Here is a 19,539-nt window from a genome sequence, read left to right on the forward strand (position 1 = left end):
ATCTCTACCCGCGCAGGAAACTCACGATTCCCTCGGAGATCCCTTGCGCCGCTTTCTGCCGCCAGGCACCGCTGGTCAGAAGTGCCGCGTCCTTGCTGTCGCGCATGTTGCCGCACTCGACGAACACCTTGGGAACCGTTGACAGATTGAGACCGCCCAGGTCCTTACGCGTGACGAGACCGGTGCCGCCGCCCACGTAATTGGAGGGCGCGTTGCCGGTGACGCGCACGAAGTTGCCCGCGATGCGCTCACCGAGTTCCCGGGAGGGTCCGACGATCGCCCGGGTGTCCGCCGCGCCGGAGCGCACGGAGCCGGGGAGGATCACGTGGAAGCCGCGGTTCCCGGCGCCCGAACCGTCCGCGTGGATCGACACGGCGGCATCCGCCTTCGCCTTGTTGCCGATCTCGGCGCGCTCGTCGATGCACGGCCCGAACGACCGGTCGGCGTCCTGGGTCAGCTTCACCGTGGCGCCCTGCTCCTCGAGGAGTTCGCGCATCCGGTGGGCGACGTCCAGGGTGAACTTCGCCTCGGCGTAACCGTCGTTGGTGGACGTGCCGGTCGTGTCGCACTCCTTGGAGTTCGTCCCGATGTCCACCTGGCGGTTGATCTCGGCGGTGTGCCGGAAGTTGCCCGGATTGTGCCCGGGGTCGATGACGACGACCTTCCCCTTGAGCGGCCCGGACCCGGCGGGCGGCGCGGAGGCGGAACCGGACGGGGAGCCGGAAGTGGCGGAGCCGCTCGGCTCCTTGCCGTCCGGGACGCCGGACTCGCCCGACGGTGAGGCACCGGCGGAGGACGGCGCGCGCGACGAAGTCGACGCGGACACCCCCGCGGAAGCGCTCCCGCCCCCCTCGCCGTCCCCCGACCCGCCCACGGCCGCGTAGACGGCCCACCCGAGCAGAGCACCCGGTACGAGCGCGGCCAGCGCCACGGTCAGGGGCCCGCGCCGGAAGCGGCGGGACGGAGGCGGCTCGAAGTCGGGGCCTGTGTACGACACCCAGTCACCCTAGCGGCCACGCGTACCGCCCTCGCTCCGATGACCGGGAAGGGGTCCTCGGGAATCCGATCCCCTAGATCCCGGGTCCCGTGCGGCGCAGCACGCGCAGTGAGCCCGTGGCCGAGACGTCCGTGAAGGCGCCGGAGGCCAGGGCACGGAGGTAGAGGCGGTAGGGGGCCTGGCCGGTGAACTCGTCGGCGGGGTCGGGGAAGACGTCGTGGAGGACGAGCAGGCCGCCCTCGGCGACGTGCGGGACCCAGCCCTCGTAGTCGGCCGTGGCGTGTTCGTCGGTGTGGCCGCCGTCGACGAAGACCAGGGCGAGAGGGGAGTTCCACAGGGCCGCGATCACCGGGGAGCGCCCGACCAGGGCGACCACGTGGTCCTCCAGGCCCGCCCCGTGCAGGGTGCGGCGGAAGGTGGGGAGGGTGTCCATCAGACCGAGTTCGGGGTCGACCGTCTCCGGGTCGTGGTAGTCCCAGCCCGGCTGCTGCTCCTCGCTGCCGCGGTGGTGGTCCACGGTGAGCGCGGTGACGCCGGCCTCGCGGGCCGCGTCGGCCAGCAGGATCGTGGACCGGCCGCAGTAGGTGCCGACCTCCAGCAGGGGGAGGCCCAGCCGTCCCGCCTCGGCCGCCGCCGCGTACAGGGCCAGGCCCTCGTCCGCGGGCATGAAGCCCTTCGCCGCCTCGAACGCGGCCAGGATCTCGGGCTCGGGTGCCGGGGGGTTCGGCGTCGGCATCGGTTCCGGCGTCCTCTCGGTCGTACGCGTCTCGGGGTGCCCATGCTGCCGTACTCGCCGGGGGCGGCCGACGGGGGGCTCGTCGGGCGGTCCCGGGCGGTCCTAGGTCGGAAGGACCAGGACCCGCCCGGCCAAATCCCGATGCAAGGGATGCTCGCCGGTTGAGAGCATGGCGTCCATGCTCGATGTCCCGGACACCACCGTCACCCGCACACCCCGCCGCAGCGCGCCTCCTCCGTGGCTGGCGGTGGCGCTCGCGTGCGCCGGTCAGTTCCTCGTCGTGCTCGACATCTCCGTGGTCAACGTCGCGCTGCCGTCGATGCGCACCGGCCTCGGGCTCAGCGAGCAGGGCCTGCAGTGGGTGGTGAACGCGTACGCCATCGCCTTCGCCGGTTTCATGCTGCTCGGCGGACGCGCCGGTGACCTCTACGGACGCAAGCGGATGTTCCTCGTCGGCCTCGGCCTGTTCACGCTGGCCTCGCTGGCGGGCGGACTGGCCCAGGACGGCTGGCAACTCCTGCTGGCGCGGGCGGTGCAGGGGCTCGGGGCGGCCGTTCTGGCGCCCTCCACCCTCACCATCGTCACCTCGGCGGTCCCGGAGGGCCCCGCGCGGGCCCGCGCCATCGCGACCTGGACCGCCGTCGGGGCGGGCGGTGGCGCGGCCGGCGGCTTCGTCGGCGGGGTACTCACGGACGCGCTGTCGTGGCGGTGGGTCCTGCTGATCAATGTGCCGATCGGGGTGCTGTTGCTGGCCGGGGCCGTCTGGTGGCTGGCGGAGGGCCGGGCCGGGGACGGGCGGCGGCTCGACCTGCCCGGCGCGCTGTTCGTGACGGCCGGCCTCGCCACCCTCGCCTACGGCATCTCCCAGACCGAGGCCGAGGGCTGGACGGCGACGCCCACCCTGGTGCCGCTGCTCGCCGGGCTCTTCCTCATTGCGCTGTTCCTCCTCGTCGAGGCGCGGGCCAAGGCCCCGCTGATGCCGCTGGGGCTGTTCCGGGTGCGGTCGGTGTCGTCGGCGAACGTGGCGATGTTCCTGAGCGGCGCCGCGATGTTCTCCATGTGGTTCTTCATGACCCTCTACGCGCAGAACGTCCTCGGCTACACCCCGCTCGAGGCCGGATTCGCCCTGGTGCCGAGTTCGCTCGCCGTGGTCGTCGGCTCCAAGGTCGCGCCCCGGCTGATGCGGGTGGCCGGGGCGCGCGCCGTGGCCGTGCTCGGCACCTTCGTCGCGATGACCGGCTTCGCCTGGCAGTCGACCATGACGGCCGACGGGACGTATCTGACGTCGATCATGTTCCCCGGCATCCTGATGATGCTGGGCGCGGGCCTCGCCGGGACCCCGCTCGCCGCGCTCGCGACCTCCGGCGCGGCCCCCGAGGAGGCCGGACTGGTCTCCGGGCTGATCAACACCTCGCGCACGATGGGCGGTTCGCTGGGTCTCGCGATCCTGTCGACGATCGCGGCGGCCCGTACGGCGGGCAGCGGGACGCCGGAGGCCCTGACCGAGGGATACGCCCTGTCGTTCCGCACGGGGGCGGTGGTGCTGGCCGCCGGAATGGTGCTGATGTGGCTCTGGCTGCCCCGGAGAGCCACGGCGGCGCACTGAGAGCGCCCTGGGGGAGCAGCGGGAGAATTCAGTGGAGAAAGTGGGCGTCGGGCCGGTCGGAGATGTGCCGTGACGGCCCGCGGCGGGGGCCGTCACGGGTGTTCCTCCCCGGCCCCGGATGATCTCCCGGCGCCGGTCGTACCGGCCTCGTCCAGGGCCGGACGGCTCCTGCCGAGCAGCCCCAACCAGCCCCTCTGACCTGGGATTTCACGCCCCCTGCGGATAAGGTCGCCGCATACGGAAGGGGGCCCGGATGGACCGGAGCATACGCACCGTGGACGACGTACTCAGCCTGCTGGACGGCCTGTTCGCACCGGAGGCCGACCGGTGGACGGAACAGGGCGCCGGCTGGTGGGACGGCTTCTACGCCGACCGCTCCCGGCCGGTGCCGTTCTTCGTGGCGAAGCCGGACGCGAGCCTGGTGTCGTACGTCGAGCGGGGCCTGCTCACCGGGGGCCGGGCGCTCGAGGTGGGCTGCGGCCCCGGGCGCAACGCGCTGTATCTGGCCGCGCACGGCTTCGAGGTCGACGCGGTCGACCTCTCCCCGGCCGCCGTCGACTGGGCGCGGGAGCGGGCCCGCGAGACGGGAGCGCGCGGCGTCCGGTTCCACTGCGGCGACGCCTTCGCCCTCACCCGTGACGGCATGGAACTCGCCGGGCCGTACGACCTGGTGTACGACTCCGGCTGCTTCCACCACCTGCCCCCGCACCGCCGGATCAGCCACCTCGCGCTGCTCGACCGGGTCCTCGCCCCGGGCGGCAGGTTCGCGCTCACCTGCTTCGCGGCGGGCGGAATGGGCTCGGAGCTGCCCGACGCGGAGTTCTACCGGGGGCAGGGCGGCCTCCGGGGCGGGCTCGCCTACACGGACGAGTCGCTGCGCCGGATCTTCTCGGAGCTGACCGAGATCGAACTGCGCCGCATGCGGAAGGAGCCGGAGGACTCACCGGTCTTCGGGGAGGACTTCCTCTGGACGGCACTGTTCCAGCGGGGCGCGTGACGGCGGGCCCGGGGTGGAGCCGTGGGCCGTGAGCCGCGGCGGCGGAGCGGCGGTGTCGGCCCCCGCAACGGCGGCGAGCGCGGGGTCGATGACCGTCTCCCCGGTCAGCGCCCGGCGGATCGCCGAGACCAGCTCCCGCACCGACCCGTCCTTGACGAGGAAACCGGCGGCCCCCGCCGCCATGGCCCGCCGCAGATGGCCGGGACGGCCGGACGTCGTGAGGATCAGCACCCGGCAGTCGGGCACCTGGTCGCGCAGTTCGGCGGCGGTGTCCAGACCGCTCGGGCCGCTCGGGCCGGCCGGCCCGAGGTCGAGCAGGGCGACGTCGGGGCGGTGGGTGAGCGCCGCGTCCACGACCGAGTCCCCCGCCGCCACCTGGGCCACGACCTCGATGCCCGGCTCCATCCGGAGCAGTAAGGCGAGCGCCCCGTGCGTCGTACCCGGGTCCTCCGCGAGCAGGACCCGGACGGAGGTGGCGGGCCGGTGGTCCCGGGGCATCTCGTTCACGGACGAAGCGTAGGACGAACGGGGCGAAATGTACCGCTTCGCGTCCTCGCGTCTTCAACTGAACGCGTTCCAGAACCGGGAGACTCCATGCCCATCGACGCAGCCAAGGCGCTCGCCGCCGAACCCCGGACCGAAGAGATCACCTGGGGGCACAAGGACGTCCAGCTCTACCACCTCGGCATCGGCGCGGGCGTCCCCGCCACCGACCCCGACGAACTGCGCTACACCCTGGAGTCCAGGCTGCACGTCCTACCGAGCTTCGCCACCGTCGCGGGCGCCGGAGCCCCCGGGGTGATCGCCGGGCTGTCGATGCCCGGCGTCGACGTCGACCTCGCCCGCGTCCTGCACGGCGGCCAGTCGCTGACCCTGCACCGTCCCCTGCCCGTCGAGGGCACCGCCACCGCGACCAGCCGTATCGCGGCGGTGTACGACAAGGGCAAGGCGGCCGTCCTGGTGATGCGCACCGACGTCGCCGACGCCGACGGCCCGCTGTGGACCGACGACGCGCAGATCCACGTACGCGGTGAGGGAGGCTGGGGCGGCGACCGGGGTCCGTCCGCGCGGCGCGAGGCCCCCGCCGGCCCGCCCGAACTGACGGTGGAGCGGACGATCCGGGAGGACCAGGCGCTGCTCTACCGCCTCTCCGGCGACTGGAACCCGCTGCACGCCGATCCCGAGTTCGCCGAGCTCGGCGGGTTCGAGCGGCCGGTCCTGCACGGGCTGTGCACCTACGGCATGACGCTCAAGGCGGTCGTCGACACGCTGCTCGGCGGGGACGTCACCCGCGTCCGCGGCTACGCCACCCGGTTCGCCGGCGTCGTGTACCCGGGCGAGACGCTGCGGATCCGCATGTGGCGCGGGTCCGGTGAGGGGCGTGGGACGACCGGTGAGGGGCGTGAGGCGCACGGCGAGGTGCGGGTGGCCGTGAGCGCACTGGACAGGGACGACGCGCCCGTGCTCGCCGACACCACCGTCGAACACTTTTGAACTGAACCAGCCCGCAGCCGAGGGGAGCGTGACGGACCGGGAACGGCCCCGCCCGTCGTGCGACGGGCGGGGCCGGCTACCGACCTGTCTACCACCTGATGTGACGTCAGGCAGCCTGCTCCCCGTGCTCGTTCTCTTCAGCAGGCCTGCGGTGACGGCCCCGAGGGGCCACCGTGGCGTCCTGCTGGGAAACCGGTCCGCGGTGCTTGCCCCGCCCGGCGGCGATCTGCCCGCCGTCGGCGGTCTGCGGCTGGTTCGTGCCGGCATCGTTCATCAGAAGGAACTCACCCCGTAAAACTGATCTTTCCTACAGCCGAGCGAGTCTAACCAGCAGGCCACGGTGCGCATCCAGGCGGCCACGCCAGCCGCCACTACTTCGTTACAAGCGGTCCCAGGGGGGCCTGTTGCAGGGGCACGGGGCGGACCGCGGGGGTGGCCGCGGACCTGGGGGCCGCGGCCCCCGTGGACACCGTGCGATCGGTGGAGGCCGGGGACGCCGCTTCCGTCGGGGCGTGGAGGCCGCCCCCTTCTCGCTGCCGCTCCGACGCCGGTGGGTACAGCAGGGCCACCGCGCACGGCACTGCCGGTGTGGCGCACGGCAGCCGCAGTACCCCGTCCGCCGTCCACAGTCCGGTCCCCGCCAGCCACCCCTCGGGCGCCGGGAGATGGCGCACCTGCCGCAGCGCCGGCCGCCACACCCCGACCCAGCTGCCGAGTGCGCCGTCGATGCGCAGTGCCACCGCGCAGTTCTCCGGCGTCAGCACCTGGCCGGGCTGGATCGCGAACGGCGTGACCGCGCAGTCCGGCAGCCGCAGGCACTCCGGGAAGCGCACCGGCAGCGTGCTGCCCAGCACCCCCCAGCCCAACCGGGTCCGTCCCGGTGAGGGCGCGTCCGAGCGGATCAGCAACAGCCCGCTGTCCGGGTCGGCGAGCAGGACCCGGTCGTCGCTCTCCGGGGCGAGCTGCAGCAGCGGCGACACCTCGCCCCCGCGCTCCAGGTCCACCACGACCGACTTGGTGCGTCCGCCGGTCTCCCGGTCCAGGGCCAGCATCCGGCCGGTGCGGTCCAGCCACACCCCGCCCGAGCAGCGCCCCGGGATCTCGGCGAGCCGCTCGGGCCCGAAGGCGCCGCCCGCCACCAGCCACAGTGCCGTCGACCGCGGGCCCACGGCCACGGCGTACGCCCGCCGCCCGCACGGGGCGGGCGGCAGCAGCCGCAGCCGGGTCTCCTCGTCCGGACACGCGACCGCGCCGAGCGACAGCTCACCGGTCCCGGGACCGGTCGGGTACAGGAGGGAGAAGGTGTGCCTCCCGTGGTGCGGCCCGCCCACCGGCCGGTGGAGGAGGACCCGCCCGTCGCCCATGGGCTGCACCTCGGTGCCGGGCTCCTCGGGTCGGCCGCCGGGCAGCGGCACCGCGTAGGGCTCGGGGCCGTCCAGGGTCCAGCGCTCCGGGAACAGGGAGTCGCCGGCGAGGGCGAGGCGCGCGGCGTAGGAACCGTCGGCGGTGAGGACGCAGCCCGGCGCGGGCGTCCCGCCCCCGCGTCCCGGACCCCCCTCGTTCTCCGTACGGTCCTCGTGCCCCGTGTCCGCGTGCCCGGTGTCCGAGTGGCCCGTCGAAGGCTCGATCGCACACATCGTCATCGTTCGGTCACCTCCGGCCACGAACGTAGTTTTCGTACGCGCGGACGGAGGACCCGGCGGCCCCCGCTTCACACATAAGGGTGTTCCAGGAACGATTCACCTGAGGAAACGGGGGCTTATGTGCTGGCGGTCATCGGGTCCGTTCCAGGTGCCCGCACCGGTACTACAGCGCCAAAGGGGCAGGTAGCCTTGCGCTTGTGCCCCGTCTGTCTGAAGTCATCACCGCGCTGGAGACCCTGTGGCCCGCCGAGTGGGCCGAGTCCTGGGACGCGGTCGGCACCGTCGCGGGCGACCCCGACCAGGAGGTTATCCGGGTCCTGTTCGCTGTCGACCCCGCCCAGGAGATCGTCGACGAGGCGGTGAAGCTGAAAGCCGACCTGCTGGTCACCCACCACCCGCTCTACCTGCGCGGGACGACCACCGTCGCGGCCTCCACCTCCAAGGGCCGCGTGGTGCACAAGCTCATCAAGAACGACATCGCGCTGCACGTCGCCCACACCAACGCCGACACGGCCGATCCCGGTGTGAGCGACGCCCTGGCCGGTGCCCTCGACCTGCGCGTCGTACGGCCGCTCGTGCCGGACACCACCGACCCCAAAGGCCGCCGCGGGCTCGGCCGCGTCTGTGAACTGGACCATCCGCTGACCGTCCGCGAATTCGCCGCCCGCGCCGCCGAGCGCCTCCCCGCCACCGCGCAGGGCATCCGCGTCGCCGGCGACCCCGATGCGGTCGTCCGCAGGGTCGCCGTCAGCGGCGGTTCCGGCGACAGCCTCTTCGCCCACGTCCGGGCGGCCGGAGTGGACGCGTACCTCACCGCGGACCTGCGCCACCACCCGGCGTCGGAGTTCGCGGCGGACCATGCCGCCCACCGTCCCCTCGCGCTGCTCGACGCGGCGCACTGGGCCACCGAGTGGCCCTGGTGCGAGCTGGCCGCCGCCCAGCTCGACGAGATCTCCGACCGCCACGGATGGAACCTCCGGGTCCATGTCTCCGCGACGGTCACCGACCCCTGGACCGCCCACGCGGCGTCCTTCGCCCACCCGTCGCCCACCACCGCCCCTCCAGGGAGCGCTTCGCGCGCCCTTCCCCACTCCGATACATCTGGAGCCCCCAACTGAACGCCGCGCCCGCCGACCAGATCCGACTCCTCGACGTCCAGGACTTCGACGTCCGCCTCCAGCAACTCGCGCACAAGCGGAAGTCGCTCCCCGAACACGCCGAGATCGAGGCGCTGACCCGGGACCTCGCCCAGCTGCGTGACCTGTACGTGGCCGCGCAGACCGAGGAGAGCGACTGCGCCCGCGAGCAGACCAAGGCCGAACAGGACGTGGACCAGGTGCGCCAGCGCGCCGCCCGCGACCAGAAGCGCCTCGACTCCGGTGCCGTCTCCTCGCCCAAGGACCTGGAGAGCCTCCAGCGCGAGATCGCCTCCCTCGCCAAGCGCCAGGGCGACCTCGAGGACATCGTCCTGGAGGTCATGGAGCGCCGCGAGTCCGCGCAGGAGCGGGTCGCCGAACTGGCCGAGCGGGTCACCTCCGTCCAGTCGCGGATCGACGACGCGACCGGCCGCCGGGACGCGGCCTGCGCGGAGATCGACGGCGAGGCCGCCACCGTCACCAAGGAGCGCGCGGTCGTCGCCGGGGCCATCCCCGCGGACCTGCTCAAGCTGTACGAGAAGCTGCGTGAGCAGCAGGGCGGCATCGGCGCGGCGAAGCTGTACGCGCGCAGCTGCCAGGGCTGCCGCCAGGAGTTCGCCATCACCGAGCTGAACGATATCCGCCAGGCGGCGCCCGACACGGTGGTGCGCTGCGAGAACTGCCGCCGCATCCTGGTCCGCACCGCCGAGTCGGGGCTGTAGGGATTGTTTCCGGTGCGGGAGTTCATCGTCGAGGCCGACGGCGGGTCACGGGGCAACCCCGGACCCGCGGGCTACGGGGCCGTGGTGAGCGACGCGGTGACGGGAGAGACGCTGCGGGAGGCGGCCGAGTACCTCGGCGTCGTCACGAACAACGTCGCCGAGTACTCGGGTCTGCTGGCCGGCCTGCGGGCCGCCCGTGAGCTGGACCCGGAGGCCACGGTCCACGTCCGGATGGACTCCAAGCTCGTCGTCGAGCAGATGTCGGGCCGCTGGAAGATCAAGCACCCCGGCATCAAGCCGCTGGCGGCCGAAGCGGTGCGGGTCTTCCCGCCCGGCCGGATCACGTACGAGTGGATCCCGCGCGAGCAGAACAAGCACGCGGACCGCCTGGCCAACGAGGCGATGGACGCGGGGGAGCGCGGCGAGGTCGGGCTCTCCCCTGCTCATGGGGGTGTCCCCGCTCGAGCGAAGCCGAGAGTGGGGGAGGAGTCGAGAGCTTGGGGAAGCAGCGCGTCGGACTCTCGCGCCGCGCTGGACACGCCGGGCCCACGGCCCGCGACACCTGAGCCGTCGGAGCCGTCCGGGCGGTCCGGTTCGCCCGGGGACGCGGCCGCCGGTGCGGCACGGGCGCACGCGGCTGAGGCCGCCGCCGGGGCCGCCGCCGGGGTCGCCGGGGCCGACGCCGCTGCCGGAAACGCCCCTGCCGGAAACGCCGCCGCCGACGTCCGGGCCGCGCAGGCCGTGGCCACCCCCGGCACCGAGACGGCCGCCGCCCGCGGTCCGGCGTCGGCCGCCACTCCCTCATCGGGCTGGGCGCCCGCCGACATGGGTCCGCCGGCCACCTTCGTACTGCTCCGGCACGGCGAGACCCCGCTGACCCCCCAGAAACGGTTCTCCGGCAGCGGCGGCAGCGACCCCTCCCTCTCCGACATCGGAAGGGAGCAGGCCGAGAAGACCGCCGTCCACCTCGCCCGGCGCGGCACCGTCCAGGCGATCGTCGCCTCCCCCCTGGCCCGTACCCGCGAGACCGCCGGCGTCATCGCCGCACGCCTGGGCCTCGACGTCACCGTCGACGACGGGCTGCGCGAGACCGACTTCGGCGCCTGGGAGGGCCTCACCTTCGCCGAGGTGCGCGAACGCCACCCCGACGACCTGAACGCCTGGCTGTCCTCCCCGGACGCCGAACCCACCGGCGGCGGGGAGAGTTTCGCGGCCACCGCGACCCGGATCGAGACCACCCGGGACCGGCTGACCACCGCGTACGCGGGCCGCACGGTCCTGCTCGTCACCCACGTGACCCCGATCAAGACCTTCGTACGCCTCGCCCTGGGCGCCCCGCCCGAGGCCCTGTTCCGGATGGAACTGTCGGCGGCCTCGCTGTCGGCGGTGGCGTACTACGCCGACGGCAACGCCAGCGTCCGGCTGTTCAACGAGACGTCCCACCTGCGCTGAGGCCCGCCGCCGCGCGGGCCAGCCGTTCGATCCGCGTCCAGTCGCGAGCCGCCACCGCATCCGGCGGGATCATCCAACTGCCGCCCACACAGGCGACGTTGGACAGTGCGAGATAGTCCGGCGCGGAGTCGGGGCCGATCCCGCCGGTCGGGCAGAAGCGGGCCTGGGGGAGCGGCCCGGCGATCGCCTTCAGATACGCCGTGCCGCCCGACGCCCGCGCCGGGAAGAACTTCATCTCCCGCACCCCGCGCTCCAGCAGCGCCACGACCTCCGAGACCGTCGACACCCCCGGCAGGAACGGCACCCCGGACGCCAGCATCGACTCCAGCAGTACGTCCGTCCAGCCCGGACTGACCAGGAACCGAGCCCCGGCCGCGACGACCTCGCTCACCTGCCCCGGTGTGATCACGGTGCCGGCCCCGACCACCGCGTCCGGCACCTCGGCGGCGATCGCGCGGAGGGCGTCCGGGGCGGCGGGCGTCCGCAGGGTCACCTCGATCGCGGGCAGCCCGCCGGCGACCAGCGCCCGCGCCAGCGGTACGGCGTCGGCGGCGTCCTCCAGCACGACGACGGGCACGACGGGCGCGAGATCCAGCACGGAGGCGGAGGGGCCCGACGAGGGCAGGGATGAGCTCATGGCGTCATCCTGCCTTCAGTGAAGCACCCTGCGCAAAGGGTGTTGCGCTGTGCGCAATGAAATGGTGCGGGTCAGTGAATCTCGTCCACCAGCACGTCCAACGCCCAGGGCGTCCCCGCCCGCTCCGGCGCCTGTGCCTCCACCACGTACCCGAGATCCCGCAACGCCTCCACCAGCCCGGCGGGATCCTTCGGCGCGGTCCCCGCCGTCAGCAGGCCGCGGACGATCCGCCCCTTGGTCGCCTTGTTGAAGTGGCTGACCACCTTCCGGGTCGGCGCGTGCAGCACCCGTACCGTCGCCGTGCGGGCGGCCACCTCTCCCTTCGGCTTCCACGCCGCCGCGTACGCGGCCGACCGCAGGTCCAGCACGAGACCGCCGCCGGCCGCCTCCGGCAGCACCGAGGCCATCGGCGTACGCCAGTACGCACCCAGCGCCCCGAGCCCCGGCAGCCGTACGCCCATCGAGCAGCGGTAGGAGGGAATCCGGTCGGTGACCCGGACCGCGCCCCACAGCCCCGAGAACACCAGCAGCGAACGGGCGGCCCTGCGCTTGGCGGCCGGATCGAGGGAGGCCAGGTCCAGGGCGTCGTACAGCACCCCGGTGTAGATCTCCCCGGCGGGCCGGGCGCCGGCGGTCCGCAGCTCCACGTTCTTCGCGACCTCGCCCCGCAGCCCCTCGCTCAGCCCCAGCACCTCGCGCGCCTTGTCCTCGTCACCGGCGCACAGGTCCACCAGCTCGGTGAGGACGGCCTCCCGGGCGTCGGCCAGCCCCGGCAGCGACAGGGACTCCGGCTTCAGCGGGGCGCCGCGGCCGGAAGCGGCCTTGCCTTCGGACGGCGGCAGCAGGACAAGCACGCGTACTCCTCACGGTAGAGCTCAGCCGACAGCGTACGGTGCCCGCCCCTACGCTTGGGCGGCCCGCCGTTCCGCTTCCCGTCGCCTCGTCGCCAGCGCCCGGACCAGGGCGTCGGACTCGTCGGCGTGGAACCGTACGACGCGCACGTCCCGGGGCCGCCCGAAGAAGGTGACGTGGGTGACCGGCTCCGTGAATTCCAGCGTGACCGTGGTCTGCGAGCCGACCTCGACGTTCAGCTCACCGTCGGCCCGCTCGTGGCTCAGCCGCAGCTCACGCCGGACGGAGGCGATCCGCTCCAGCGGTATCCGCAGGTCGACGTGGACGGCGCGGCGAATCCGCAGCGTGCCGGAGTCCGGTTCCAGTACGTGGGGGCGTACGACGTCGGCGGCGTGCAGCGCGACGACGAAGACGACGGTGTACACGTCCAGGAACAGCACCACCGCGTGGACCGTCGGCCAGTCGAGCAGCAGCACGGACATCACCACCGTCTCGACCACGCACACGAACGCGAACCCGAACATCACCACGCCCTGCCCCCGCGCGTACCCGAAGGCCGTCCCACCCGCGACGCCATGCGTCCGCCGCGCCAGCCACCGCACCAGGCTCACCATGAGCCGCAGCTCGTGCCGGGTGAGAACCCAGCCGCCCCGGACGGCCTTCATGACCGCCCGCCCTCCATGACGATCCGCATGGTCCGGCGGATCGCCTCCGCCTGGGCGGGGGCGAAGTCGGCGTAGAAGGCACGCAGGAAGCCGTCGTCCTGGTCGACGGCGGCGTCCCCCGGCAGCAGGTCGGCCGGCAGACACGCGGCGAGGGCGTGGGCGGCCACCTCCACCCGGGGATCGTCCGGTGCGGCGTCGGCGAGCGTGTCGAGCAGCGCGTACGCGGCGAGCGCCCGCTCCCTCCCGCCCGGGGCGCCCATCGCACCGCTGAACGCATCCATGAACCGCGCCCGTTCCTCTGGGGGCGCCGTCGTCTCGATCAGAGCGAGCACCTCCCGGTCCTTGGCGGCCATGGGTGAGCCGGACACGTCCGGCATCTCCCGGAAGAGCGTGGCCAGTTCGGGGAGACCGGCCCCTCGGCGGTCAGCCCGCCCTCCGTCTCCAGCAGGGCCCGCAGCCGCGCCCGGCGGTCCCGGATCGCCGCCTCCTGCCGTGCCAGGTCCTCGTCCAGCTCCGTCAGCACCTCGGCGAGGTCCTTCCCGGCGTCGTCCGCGAGCACGTCCCGCACCTCGGCCAGCCCGAGCCCCAGCTCGGTCAGCCGCCTGATCCGCGCGAGCACGACGGCGTGCCGCAGCGTGTAGTCCCGATACCCGTTGGTCCGCCGCTCCGGCTCCGGGAGCAGCCCCAGATGGTGGTAGTGCCGCACGGTCCGCGTGGTGACACCGACGGCCGTGGCGAGTTCTCCGATCCGCATGCCCCCAGTAGAGACGTTGACGTCGCGACAGGGTCAAGCGAGCGCCTGTGGCGTCTGACGTGGGCCGCGTTCCTGTGCCACGATCGAGGGAACGGTTCCCGATCTCATGGACAGGTGATCAGCCGATGTCCCAGTCTGGCGAGCGACCGAAGGAGGGACGTGACATGACTGCCATGGCCCATGAACCGCTCACGCGGGAAGAGGTCCTGCTGGAGGGCTTCCTCGCCCTGGACACGCCGGAAGGCTTCCGGGCCGAGCTGATCGAGGGGGAGATCGTTGTGACGCCGCCGCCGGACGGGGATCACGAGGACTACATCGGACTGATCGTGGAGCAGGTGCTGGAGCGTTCCCGGACCAGGATGCAGTTCTCCGGGAACAAGGGGCTGAAGCTACGGAGCGGTGGTGGCTGCCCGAAGGACCGCGTGATCCCGGATGGCACTTTTGCCCCAAGGGAGCTGCGGCTCTACCGGGGAGCCGATTCCTGGATGCCCTGTGACGGAGTGGCCCTGGTCCTTGAGGTGACCTCCTCCAAGCCGAAGGCCGACCGAGAGGCCAAGCGCCGCTGCTACGCCCGCGGCGGCATCCCCCTCTACCTCCTCGTCGACCGCGAGGCCGCCTCGATCACCCTGTTCAGCACCCCGGAACGGGACGACTACCGCGAACAGTGCACCCGCCCCCTGGGCAAGCCGCTGTCCCTCCCCGACCCGTTCGCCTTCGACCTGGACACGGCCGACTTCCTCTGATCCTGCGGCCGCGGCACCGAGGCCCCGCTCACGCTCCGTGCCATGGTCGACACGGCAGACGAGCCGGGCGGACGGCCGCGTGGAGACCCCTTGACGGGGATCTTCCCGAGGAACGTCCGGGCTCCACAGGGCAGGGTGGTGGCTGACGGCCACCCGGGGTGACCCGCGGGACAGTGCCACAGAAAACAGACCGCCGGGGGCTTCGGTCCCCGGTAAGGGTGAAACGGTGGTGTAAGAGACCACCAGCGCCTGAGACCGCGTTTGAGATCTCGGCATAGGACAATCGGGCGGTGACGCGGCCCCTGAATCGTGACCGCTCCCTTGAAGAGCTTGAACGCGACGCTGGCCGGCCCCGTCAGCCGACGCCACCCGTCTTGCCGCTACTGCACACGTCTTGCGGCGTCGGCCGATCGGCGAGCTGACCGTCGAGGACATGCGTTTGTTGATCGGGCAGGACATAGGACTGCCCTACCTCCTGCCACTGGCACTGGATGTGCTGCGAGACAACCCGATGGCAGAGGGGGACATGTACGAAGGTGATCTGCTGTCCGCGGTCCTCACCAGGAACCCAGCGGTCTGGACCGAGTCCTCCGAACTCGGCCGAGAGCTTCGCGTGATCGTCTCGGAGTTGACCGACCTACCGCCTGACCTGCAACAGAAGGTTGAGCGGTTCCTGGCGCCATAGAGCACTGATGCGGGACGTTGCCCATGAATGGGCAGACCGGCTTATCTGTGGGACTTCTCGCAGGAGCGGACGCGGGCCCGGCCGCGTCGCCGGTCGGCCGCGGGTGAGGCGACGGACCATGATGCCGATCATTGCCCAGCGGATCATGGTTTCGGAGCGGGCCGGGCTGGTCTCGTAGTCCCGGGCGAGGCGGCAGAGGGCGGTGAGCCACGAGGAAGGTGCGCTCGATCGCCCAGCGCTTGGGCTGGACCCGAAAGCCGTGCTGGCCAGGATCCTTGCGGACGATGTCCAGCTCGCGGCCGAGAACCTGGGTGGTCCAGTCGACCAGGCGGCCGGCGAAGTCCTGGTCCGCCCAGATCTTCCGGATCCACGGGTGGTCGAGTCGGGCCCACAGCAGCGGCCGCTTCGCGTCATCCCGATCCTGGACGCCGGCCGCGACGACATGGACCGCGATGGGCAGGCCGAGGGTGTCGGTGACCAGGAACCTCTTGCGGCCCTCGATGTTGTTGCCCGCGTCGAAGTCCCTGGTCGCCGCCGGGGCGGTGTCGGCGGTGCGGACGGGCTGCGAGTCGATCAGCCCTGCGCTCGGCTCGGCGTTTCGGCCGTCGGCCTCACGGACCCGGCGGCGCAGGACGTCGTGGACGCGCTCGACGGGGCCGTCGTCGTGCCACCGGGTGAAGTATCAGTACGCGGTGGGCCAGGGTGGAAAGTCCTTCGGCAGCTGCCGCCAGGCGTACCCGTTCCGCACCACGTAGAAGATCGCGTCCACGATTCGCCGACGTGGGTGTTTCTCCCCACGCCTGCCCTTCGGGCCTACCCGCGCCGGCGGCAGTGACGGCTCCACCAACGCCCGCTGTTCGTCCGTCAGGTCCGACGGATACCCGCCCCCGACACCACTCATGCAGAGCTCACCGACCGCTCCAGCCCACAGGCACGGCAGATCTCAAACGCGGTTTGAGGTGTTGAGGTGGAGGGCGAGGACAGCTTGGACGAGGGCGGTGATGCGGATGGTGCTGCACCGCAGCGTGCGCAGGAGCCGCCAGGTTCTGAGGACGGCCACGGCCTGCCCGCCGAGTGCCCGGATCTTCGCGTGGGAGGCGGTGACGGTTCGCTGACCTGGGGACAGCTCCTCCCCGCGGCCGCGGCCAGGGGCGCGCACCGTTTCACCGGCCCCTGACAACCCTTGCCGGCCCAGCAGCGGGTGCCGGCTTCGGTCAGGGCGTCGACGATGCCGTGGAGCGCTGGTACTTCCCGACGCGGTCCCGCGGACTTTCGGCCAGCGCTCCGGCCTTCGGTTTCGACCCGCTGCCGGGTCATGGATCGGCGGCGATCCCGCACCACCACGCCTGCTGGTAGCGGTCCCGGGAGCCCGCGGGGAGATCCGGGGCAGAGTGTCCTGCCCGTCGGCCGGGGCTGCGGCCTTGTTCTCGCCTGCCGGTCGGTCAGCGCTCCAGGTCCCCGCGCATCTCGACGAAGAGCTTTCCCGCATCGGCGAGCGTGCTGTCCTCGAAGAGTGCGACGGCCGCCGTGCCCTCGTCGGCCCACCCGCAGATGACGTCGCCCTTCTCGCTCAGCGGGGCGAGCAGGCACTCCACCGAGCCGCCGAGCGGGCCGGGCTCCACCGGCTGCGCTTGGGGTTGCCCCAGCTCGGGGTCCCACTGGATGTACTCGATCATGCCCCGGAACAGGTGCTCACGGCGCTTGTTGGTGTCCTCGGGCACGTGGTCGACGCCCTCGAACAGCACCGGCGCGCCCTGCCCGCCCGGGTCCCCGTAGTTGCCGATGACCAGTGTCATGCCGTCCCGCATCTCGCCCGGGTCGACCGGGGCGTCCGTCAGGGCTTGGTCTCCCGTCAGCTTGTCCAGGCCGCCCGCGCGGGGGGCGTCCACCAGGGTGCGCGGACCGCTTCGCTCCGCCGAAGGCGTCGGCGACGCGGACCCGGAGACCTGCCCGCTCGGGGAGGCGTCGGGGTCGGGGAGACCCGTGTCGTCCTCCCGGCAGCCGCTGACCGCCAGCATCGCCAACACCGCCACGGCCGTCAGACCCGCTCTTGTCGCAGATGCACGCTTCATGAAAACCCCCGCTGTCGCTTCACTCCTGGTGTCCCTCGCCGCTTTGAGTGGCGGCCATGGTCAGTGACGAGTCGTTCCGACCGGATGGTTCCCGCCGCCGGACACGAGGACCTGCCGCACCAGGGCCGTTGACGGTGAAGCAGGTCTACGGGGCCGCCAAGCAGGGCGCCGAGCATGGCTACACCAAGGCGCGGGGCCTGCACTTCCAGATCGTCACCGCCTCACCCCGCTCGCGGCCCCGGTGATCGTGGCGTCCCGGCTGCGCAAGGCTCGGCCGGCTCCGCCAAGGGCGCCGCCCATCTGATCGCCGAGGCCATCAGGACGGTGCGGGCGATGGGCGCCACCGGCATGGTCGTCGTCCGCGCCAACTCGGCGTTCTTCTCCCCAAGGTCGTGGCCGCCTGCCGCCGCGCGAAGGCCCGGTTCTCTCTGGCGGGTGCGCAGCGCACGAAGGTCTGCCAGGTCATCGCCACGACCCCCGAGGACGCCTGGACGCCGGTCAAGTACCCCAAGGCGATCTGGGACACCGACGAGCAACGCTGGATCTCGGACGCGGAGGTCGCCGAGGTGGAGTGCACCGCGTTCACCGGCAAGGCCAAGAAGTACCGCACGACCGCCCGGCTGCCCATCCGCCGCGTCAAGCGCCTGAACGCCGCCCATGTTCCGGAGGGGCAGAAGGAGTTGTTCAAGGTCTGGCGCTTCCACGCGGTGTTCACCGACAGCCCCTTCGAACTGGTCGAGGCCGAGAAGTGCCACCGCGCGCACGCGATCGTCGAGCAGGTTTTCGCTGATCTTGAGGACTCCGCCCTCGGGCACCTGCTGTCGGGGGAGTTCACCGCGAACTCCCCCAGAGGGAGCACCCCCAGCCTGGCTCACCCTCGCCGCCCTCGCACACAACCTCACCCGTGCCCTGGGCGCCCTGGCCACCGCGTTCCACGCCAGGGCCCGCACCGGCACCATCCGCCGCCACCTGATCGCGGTCCCGGCACGGCTGGCCGTCCGCGGACGCACCCTGACCTTCCACCTGCCCGGACGCCGACCTTGGCAGGACGCCTTCGAGGCGCTGTGGACAGCCGTCGGCTGCCGCCTGCGGACCTGACCCCTCGCCGCCCTGCCGGCCCACGACCAAGGACCTCAAAGACCCGCCACCGGGACGGCCACCCGGCGATCACCCACACCCACCAGCGGAAATCCAAGCTGGATTCAGCCGGAAACGCTCACCGGAACCCGCCTGGTGGATCCAGGTTTCAAGGGTTGACGGCCGAAAGGCATCCTTGCGCCGACCGGTCGTTCGACCGAATACTCACCCCCAGCGCTTGTCAGGAGCACGGCATGTTCGGAATCCGGACGGCCGGCCCCTGCCTGCGCCTCACGGGCCCGAACCCCACGAGAGCCCCCTACTTCCTTTGTGGAGGAACGAAAAGTGAGGATCAAGCGCACCACCCCCCGCAGCGGCATCTCGAGACGCACCCGGCTGATCGCCGTCTCCACCGGCCTCCTGGCCGCCGCCGCGCTCGCGATCCCCAGCGCGAACGCGTCCGAAGCACCCACCACCTTCAGCTCCGCCGAGCTCAAGAGCGTCAGCGGCTCGGTGCTGAAGGCCGACGTCCCGGGCACCGCCTGGGCCGTCGACAGCAAGACCAACCGGGTCGTCGTCACCGTCGACAGCACGGTGTCCCAGGCCGAGATCGCCAAGATCAAGCAGCAGGCCGGTGCCGACGCCGGCGCGCTGCAGATCAAGCGCACCCCCGGCACGTTCAGCAAGCTCATCGAGGGCGGCGACGCCATCTACGCGAGTAGCTGGCGCTGCTCGCTCGGCTTCAACGTCCGGGCCAGCAGCGGTGCCGAGTACTTCCTGACCGCCGGCCACTGCACCGACGTCGGGGACACCTGGTACGCCAACTCCGGCCGCACCACGGTGCTCGGCACGACCGTCGGTGTCGGCTTCCCGGGCGACGACTACGCCATCGTCCGGTACACCAACTCCTCGATAGCCAAGCCCGGCACCGCCAACGGCGTGGACATCACCCGCGCGGCCACCCCGAGCGTGGGCACCACCGTCATCCGCGACGGCTCCACCACGGGTGCGCACAGCGGCCGGGTCACCGCGCTCAACGCGACCGTGAACTACGGCGGCGGCCACTTCCTCTCCGGTCTCATCCAGACCAACATCTGTGCCGAGCCCGGCGACTCCGGCGGCCCGCTGTACGGCAGCAACGGCACCGCGTACGGTCTGACCTCCGGCGGCAGCGGCAACTGCTCCTCCGGCGGCACGACCTTCTTCCAGCCGGTGACGGAGGCCCTGAGCGCCTACGGCGTCAACGTCTACTAGCTTGACTCTGAAGCTCC

The 19,539-nt window shown here is 72.3% G+C and carries 20 protein-coding genes, 1 other RNA gene and 3 pseudogenes; 11 read left to right on the top strand and 13 right to left on the bottom strand.

What is annotated here, in order from left to right; all coding sequences use genetic code 11:
- Nucleotides 1-4 precede the first annotated feature (4 nt).
- Complete coding sequence (locus WJ438_RS28505; protein WP_406727754.1) at nucleotides 5-997, bottom strand: N-acetylmuramoyl-L-alanine amidase; 993 nt, start codon at nucleotides 995-997, stop codon at nucleotides 5-7.
- A gap of 73 nt (nucleotides 998-1,070) precedes the next feature.
- The gene (locus WJ438_RS28510) at nucleotides 1,071-1,733 is read right to left on the bottom strand and encodes a class I SAM-dependent methyltransferase (RefSeq protein WP_406727755.1); all 663 of its coding nucleotides are present in this window, start codon (nucleotides 1,731-1,733) and stop codon (nucleotides 1,071-1,073) included.
- 169 nt (nucleotides 1,734-1,902) lie between these two features.
- Here WJ438_RS28510 and WJ438_RS28515 point away from each other — a divergent pair, with 169 nt between their 5' ends.
- Nucleotides 1,903-3,339 (top strand): MFS transporter, encoded by a 1,437-nt coding sequence (locus tag WJ438_RS28515; protein ID WP_406727756.1) that lies wholly within the window; start codon nucleotides 1,903-1,905, stop codon nucleotides 3,337-3,339.
- Nucleotides 3,340-3,592: 253 nt separating this feature from the next.
- Nucleotides 3,593-4,336 carry a class I SAM-dependent methyltransferase gene (locus WJ438_RS28520; protein ID WP_406727757.1) on the top strand — a complete coding sequence of 248 codons (744 nt, stop codon included), beginning with the start codon at nucleotides 3,593-3,595 and terminating at the stop codon, nucleotides 4,334-4,336.
- Here the strand turns inward: WJ438_RS28520 and WJ438_RS28525 are convergent.
- Nucleotides 4,280-4,834 (bottom strand): response regulator, encoded by a 555-nt coding sequence (locus WJ438_RS28525; RefSeq protein ID WP_406729837.1) that lies wholly within the window; start codon nucleotides 4,832-4,834, stop codon nucleotides 4,280-4,282. The genes WJ438_RS28520 and WJ438_RS28525 overlap by 57 nt on opposite strands.
- Nucleotides 4,835-4,930: 96 nt before the next feature.
- On the opposite strand from WJ438_RS28525, the gene WJ438_RS28530 reads away from it, so the two are divergent.
- Nucleotides 4,931-5,830 carry a MaoC/PaaZ C-terminal domain-containing protein gene (locus WJ438_RS28530; RefSeq protein ID WP_406727758.1) on the top strand — a complete coding sequence of 300 codons (900 nt, stop codon included), beginning with the start codon at nucleotides 4,931-4,933 and terminating at the stop codon, nucleotides 5,828-5,830.
- Between the two features lie 106 nt (nucleotides 5,831-5,936).
- Here WJ438_RS28530 and WJ438_RS28535 read toward each other — a convergent pair whose 3' ends face one another.
- A complete protein-coding gene (locus tag WJ438_RS28535; protein WP_406727759.1) occupies nucleotides 5,937-6,104 on the bottom strand; it encodes a hypothetical protein in 168 nt (55 codons plus the stop codon).
- A gap of 97 nt (nucleotides 6,105-6,201) precedes the next feature.
- A complete protein-coding gene (locus WJ438_RS28540; protein ID WP_406727760.1) occupies nucleotides 6,202-7,473 on the bottom strand; it encodes a hypothetical protein in 1,272 nt (423 codons plus the stop codon).
- Between the two features lie 197 nt (nucleotides 7,474-7,670).
- Here WJ438_RS28540 and WJ438_RS28545 point away from each other — a divergent pair, with 197 nt between their 5' ends.
- Genes WJ438_RS28545 through WJ438_RS28555 form a run of 3 tightly spaced genes read left to right on the top strand, consistent with a single transcriptional unit; the run spans nucleotide 7,671 to nucleotide 10,783 of the window.
- Nucleotides 7,671-8,591 (top strand): Nif3-like dinuclear metal center hexameric protein, encoded by a 921-nt coding sequence (locus tag WJ438_RS28545; RefSeq protein ID WP_406727761.1) that lies wholly within the window; start codon nucleotides 7,671-7,673, stop codon nucleotides 8,589-8,591.
- Nucleotides 8,588-9,331 carry a zinc ribbon domain-containing protein gene (locus tag WJ438_RS28550; protein ID WP_406729838.1) on the top strand — a complete coding sequence of 248 codons (744 nt, stop codon included), beginning with the start codon at nucleotides 8,588-8,590 and terminating at the stop codon, nucleotides 9,329-9,331. Before WJ438_RS28545 ends, WJ438_RS28550 begins: the two co-directional genes overlap by 4 nt.
- Nucleotides 9,332-9,343: 12 nt before the next feature.
- A complete protein-coding gene (locus WJ438_RS28555; protein ID WP_406727762.1) occupies nucleotides 9,344-10,783 on the top strand; it encodes a bifunctional RNase H/acid phosphatase in 1,440 nt (479 codons plus the stop codon).
- On the opposite strand, the gene eda is transcribed toward WJ438_RS28555, so the two are convergent.
- From eda to WJ438_RS28575, 4 genes and pseudogenes are all read right to left on the bottom strand, one after another.
- Nucleotides 10,758-11,420, bottom strand: a complete 663-nt coding sequence (gene eda, locus WJ438_RS28560) for a bifunctional 4-hydroxy-2-oxoglutarate aldolase/2-dehydro-3-deoxy-phosphogluconate aldolase (RefSeq protein ID WP_406727763.1) — start codon at nucleotides 11,418-11,420, stop codon at nucleotides 10,758-10,760. The genes WJ438_RS28555 and eda overlap by 26 nt on opposite strands.
- Nucleotides 11,421-11,491: 71 nt before the next feature.
- Nucleotides 11,492-12,274: a peroxide stress protein YaaA gene (yaaA, locus tag WJ438_RS28565; protein WP_406727764.1), complete on the bottom strand. Its 783-nt coding sequence runs from the start codon at nucleotides 12,272-12,274 to the stop codon at nucleotides 11,492-11,494.
- Between the two features lie 48 nt (nucleotides 12,275-12,322).
- A complete protein-coding gene (locus tag WJ438_RS28570) occupies nucleotides 12,323-12,937 on the bottom strand; it encodes a hypothetical protein (protein WP_406727765.1) in 615 nt (204 codons plus the stop codon).
- Nucleotides 12,934-13,691: pseudogene (locus tag WJ438_RS28575) on the bottom strand (MerR family transcriptional regulator). The gene WJ438_RS28570 and the pseudogene WJ438_RS28575 overlap by 4 nt, the downstream one beginning before the upstream one ends.
- 164 nt (nucleotides 13,692-13,855) lie before the next feature.
- Between WJ438_RS28575 and WJ438_RS28580 the strand changes: the two are divergent.
- The 3 genes from WJ438_RS28580 (at nucleotide 13,856) to WJ438_RS28590 (ending at nucleotide 15,119) form a co-directional block, all read left to right on the top strand.
- Nucleotides 13,856-14,434 (top strand): Uma2 family endonuclease, encoded by a 579-nt coding sequence (locus tag WJ438_RS28580; RefSeq protein ID WP_406727766.1) that lies wholly within the window; start codon nucleotides 13,856-13,858, stop codon nucleotides 14,432-14,434.
- A gap of 108 nt (nucleotides 14,435-14,542) precedes the next feature.
- An RNA gene (gene rnpB / locus WJ438_RS28585) (RNase P RNA component class A) lies at nucleotides 14,543-14,700 on the top strand.
- Between the two features lie 128 nt (nucleotides 14,701-14,828).
- Nucleotides 14,829-15,119, top strand: a complete 291-nt coding sequence (locus WJ438_RS28590) for a contact-dependent growth inhibition system immunity protein (RefSeq protein ID WP_406727767.1) — start codon at nucleotides 14,829-14,831, stop codon at nucleotides 15,117-15,119.
- Between the two features lie 274 nt (nucleotides 15,120-15,393).
- Here WJ438_RS28590 and WJ438_RS28595 read toward each other — a convergent pair.
- The 4 genes and pseudogenes from WJ438_RS28595 to WJ438_RS28610 all read right to left on the bottom strand — a co-directional run.
- Nucleotides 15,394-15,750, bottom strand: a pseudogene (locus tag WJ438_RS28595) (transposase); the annotation flags it as partial.
- 51 nt (nucleotides 15,751-15,801) lie between these two features.
- Nucleotides 15,802-16,020 (bottom strand): transposase, encoded by a 219-nt coding sequence (locus WJ438_RS28600; protein WP_406727768.1) that lies wholly within the window; start codon nucleotides 16,018-16,020, stop codon nucleotides 15,802-15,804.
- A 42-nt stretch (nucleotides 16,021-16,062) separates the two neighbouring features.
- Nucleotides 16,063-16,355, bottom strand: a pseudogene (locus WJ438_RS28605) (IS5/IS1182 family transposase); the annotation flags it as partial.
- 206 nt (nucleotides 16,356-16,561) lie between these two features.
- A complete protein-coding gene (locus WJ438_RS28610; protein WP_406727769.1) occupies nucleotides 16,562-17,191 on the bottom strand; it encodes a hypothetical protein in 630 nt (209 codons plus the stop codon).
- A gap of 792 nt (nucleotides 17,192-17,983) precedes the next feature.
- On the opposite strand from WJ438_RS28610, the gene WJ438_RS28615 reads away from it, so the two are divergent.
- Complete coding sequence (locus tag WJ438_RS28615; RefSeq protein ID WP_406727770.1) at nucleotides 17,984-18,289, top strand: hypothetical protein; 306 nt, start codon at nucleotides 17,984-17,986, stop codon at nucleotides 18,287-18,289.
- Nucleotides 18,290-18,613: 324 nt separating this feature from the next.
- Nucleotides 18,614-19,522 (top strand): S1 family peptidase, encoded by a 909-nt coding sequence (locus tag WJ438_RS28620; RefSeq protein WP_406727771.1) that lies wholly within the window; start codon nucleotides 18,614-18,616, stop codon nucleotides 19,520-19,522.
- Nucleotides 19,523-19,539 lie beyond the last annotated feature (17 nt).

The sequence above is a fragment of the Streptomyces sp. GD-15H genome (genome assembly GCF_045291515.1).
Lineage (GTDB): Bacteria > Actinomycetota > Actinomycetes > Streptomycetales > Streptomycetaceae > Streptomyces.

Bases quoted from the DNA above. Each gene is read 5' to 3' on its own strand.
- WJ438_RS28515 (WP_406727756.1), top strand. From the start codon at position 1,903: ATGGCGTCCATGCTCGATGTCCCGGACACCACCGTCACCCGCACACCC.
- WJ438_RS28570 (WP_406727765.1), bottom strand. From the start codon at position 12,937: ATGAAGGCCGTCCGGGGCGGCTGGGTTCTCACCCGGCACGAGCTGCGG.
- WJ438_RS28530 (WP_406727758.1), top strand. From the start codon at position 4,931: ATGCCCATCGACGCAGCCAAGGCGCTCGCCGCCGAACCCCGGACCGAA.
- WJ438_RS28610 (WP_406727769.1), bottom strand. From the start codon at position 17,191: ATGAAGCGTGCATCTGCGACAAGAGCGGGTCTGACGGCCGTGGCGGTG.
- WJ438_RS28510 (WP_406727755.1), bottom strand. From the start codon at position 1,733: ATGCCGACGCCGAACCCCCCGGCACCCGAGCCCGAGATCCTGGCCGCG.
- WJ438_RS28580 (WP_406727766.1), top strand. From the start codon at position 13,856: ATGACTGCCATGGCCCATGAACCGCTCACGCGGGAAGAGGTCCTGCTG.
- WJ438_RS28540 (WP_406727760.1), bottom strand. From the start codon at position 7,473: ATGACGATGTGTGCGATCGAGCCTTCGACGGGCCACTCGGACACCGGG.
- WJ438_RS28525 (WP_406729837.1), bottom strand. From the start codon at position 4,834: ATGCCCCGGGACCACCGGCCCGCCACCTCCGTCCGGGTCCTGCTCGCG.
- WJ438_RS28600 (WP_406727768.1), bottom strand. From the start codon at position 16,020: ATGAGTGGTGTCGGGGGCGGGTATCCGTCGGACCTGACGGACGAACAG.
- WJ438_RS28535 (WP_406727759.1), bottom strand. From the start codon at position 6,104: ATGAACGATGCCGGCACGAACCAGCCGCAGACCGCCGACGGCGGGCAG.
- WJ438_RS28520 (WP_406727757.1), top strand. From the start codon at position 3,593: ATGGACCGGAGCATACGCACCGTGGACGACGTACTCAGCCTGCTGGAC.
- eda (WP_406727763.1), bottom strand. From the start codon at position 11,420: ATGAGCTCATCCCTGCCCTCGTCGGGCCCCTCCGCCTCCGTGCTGGAT.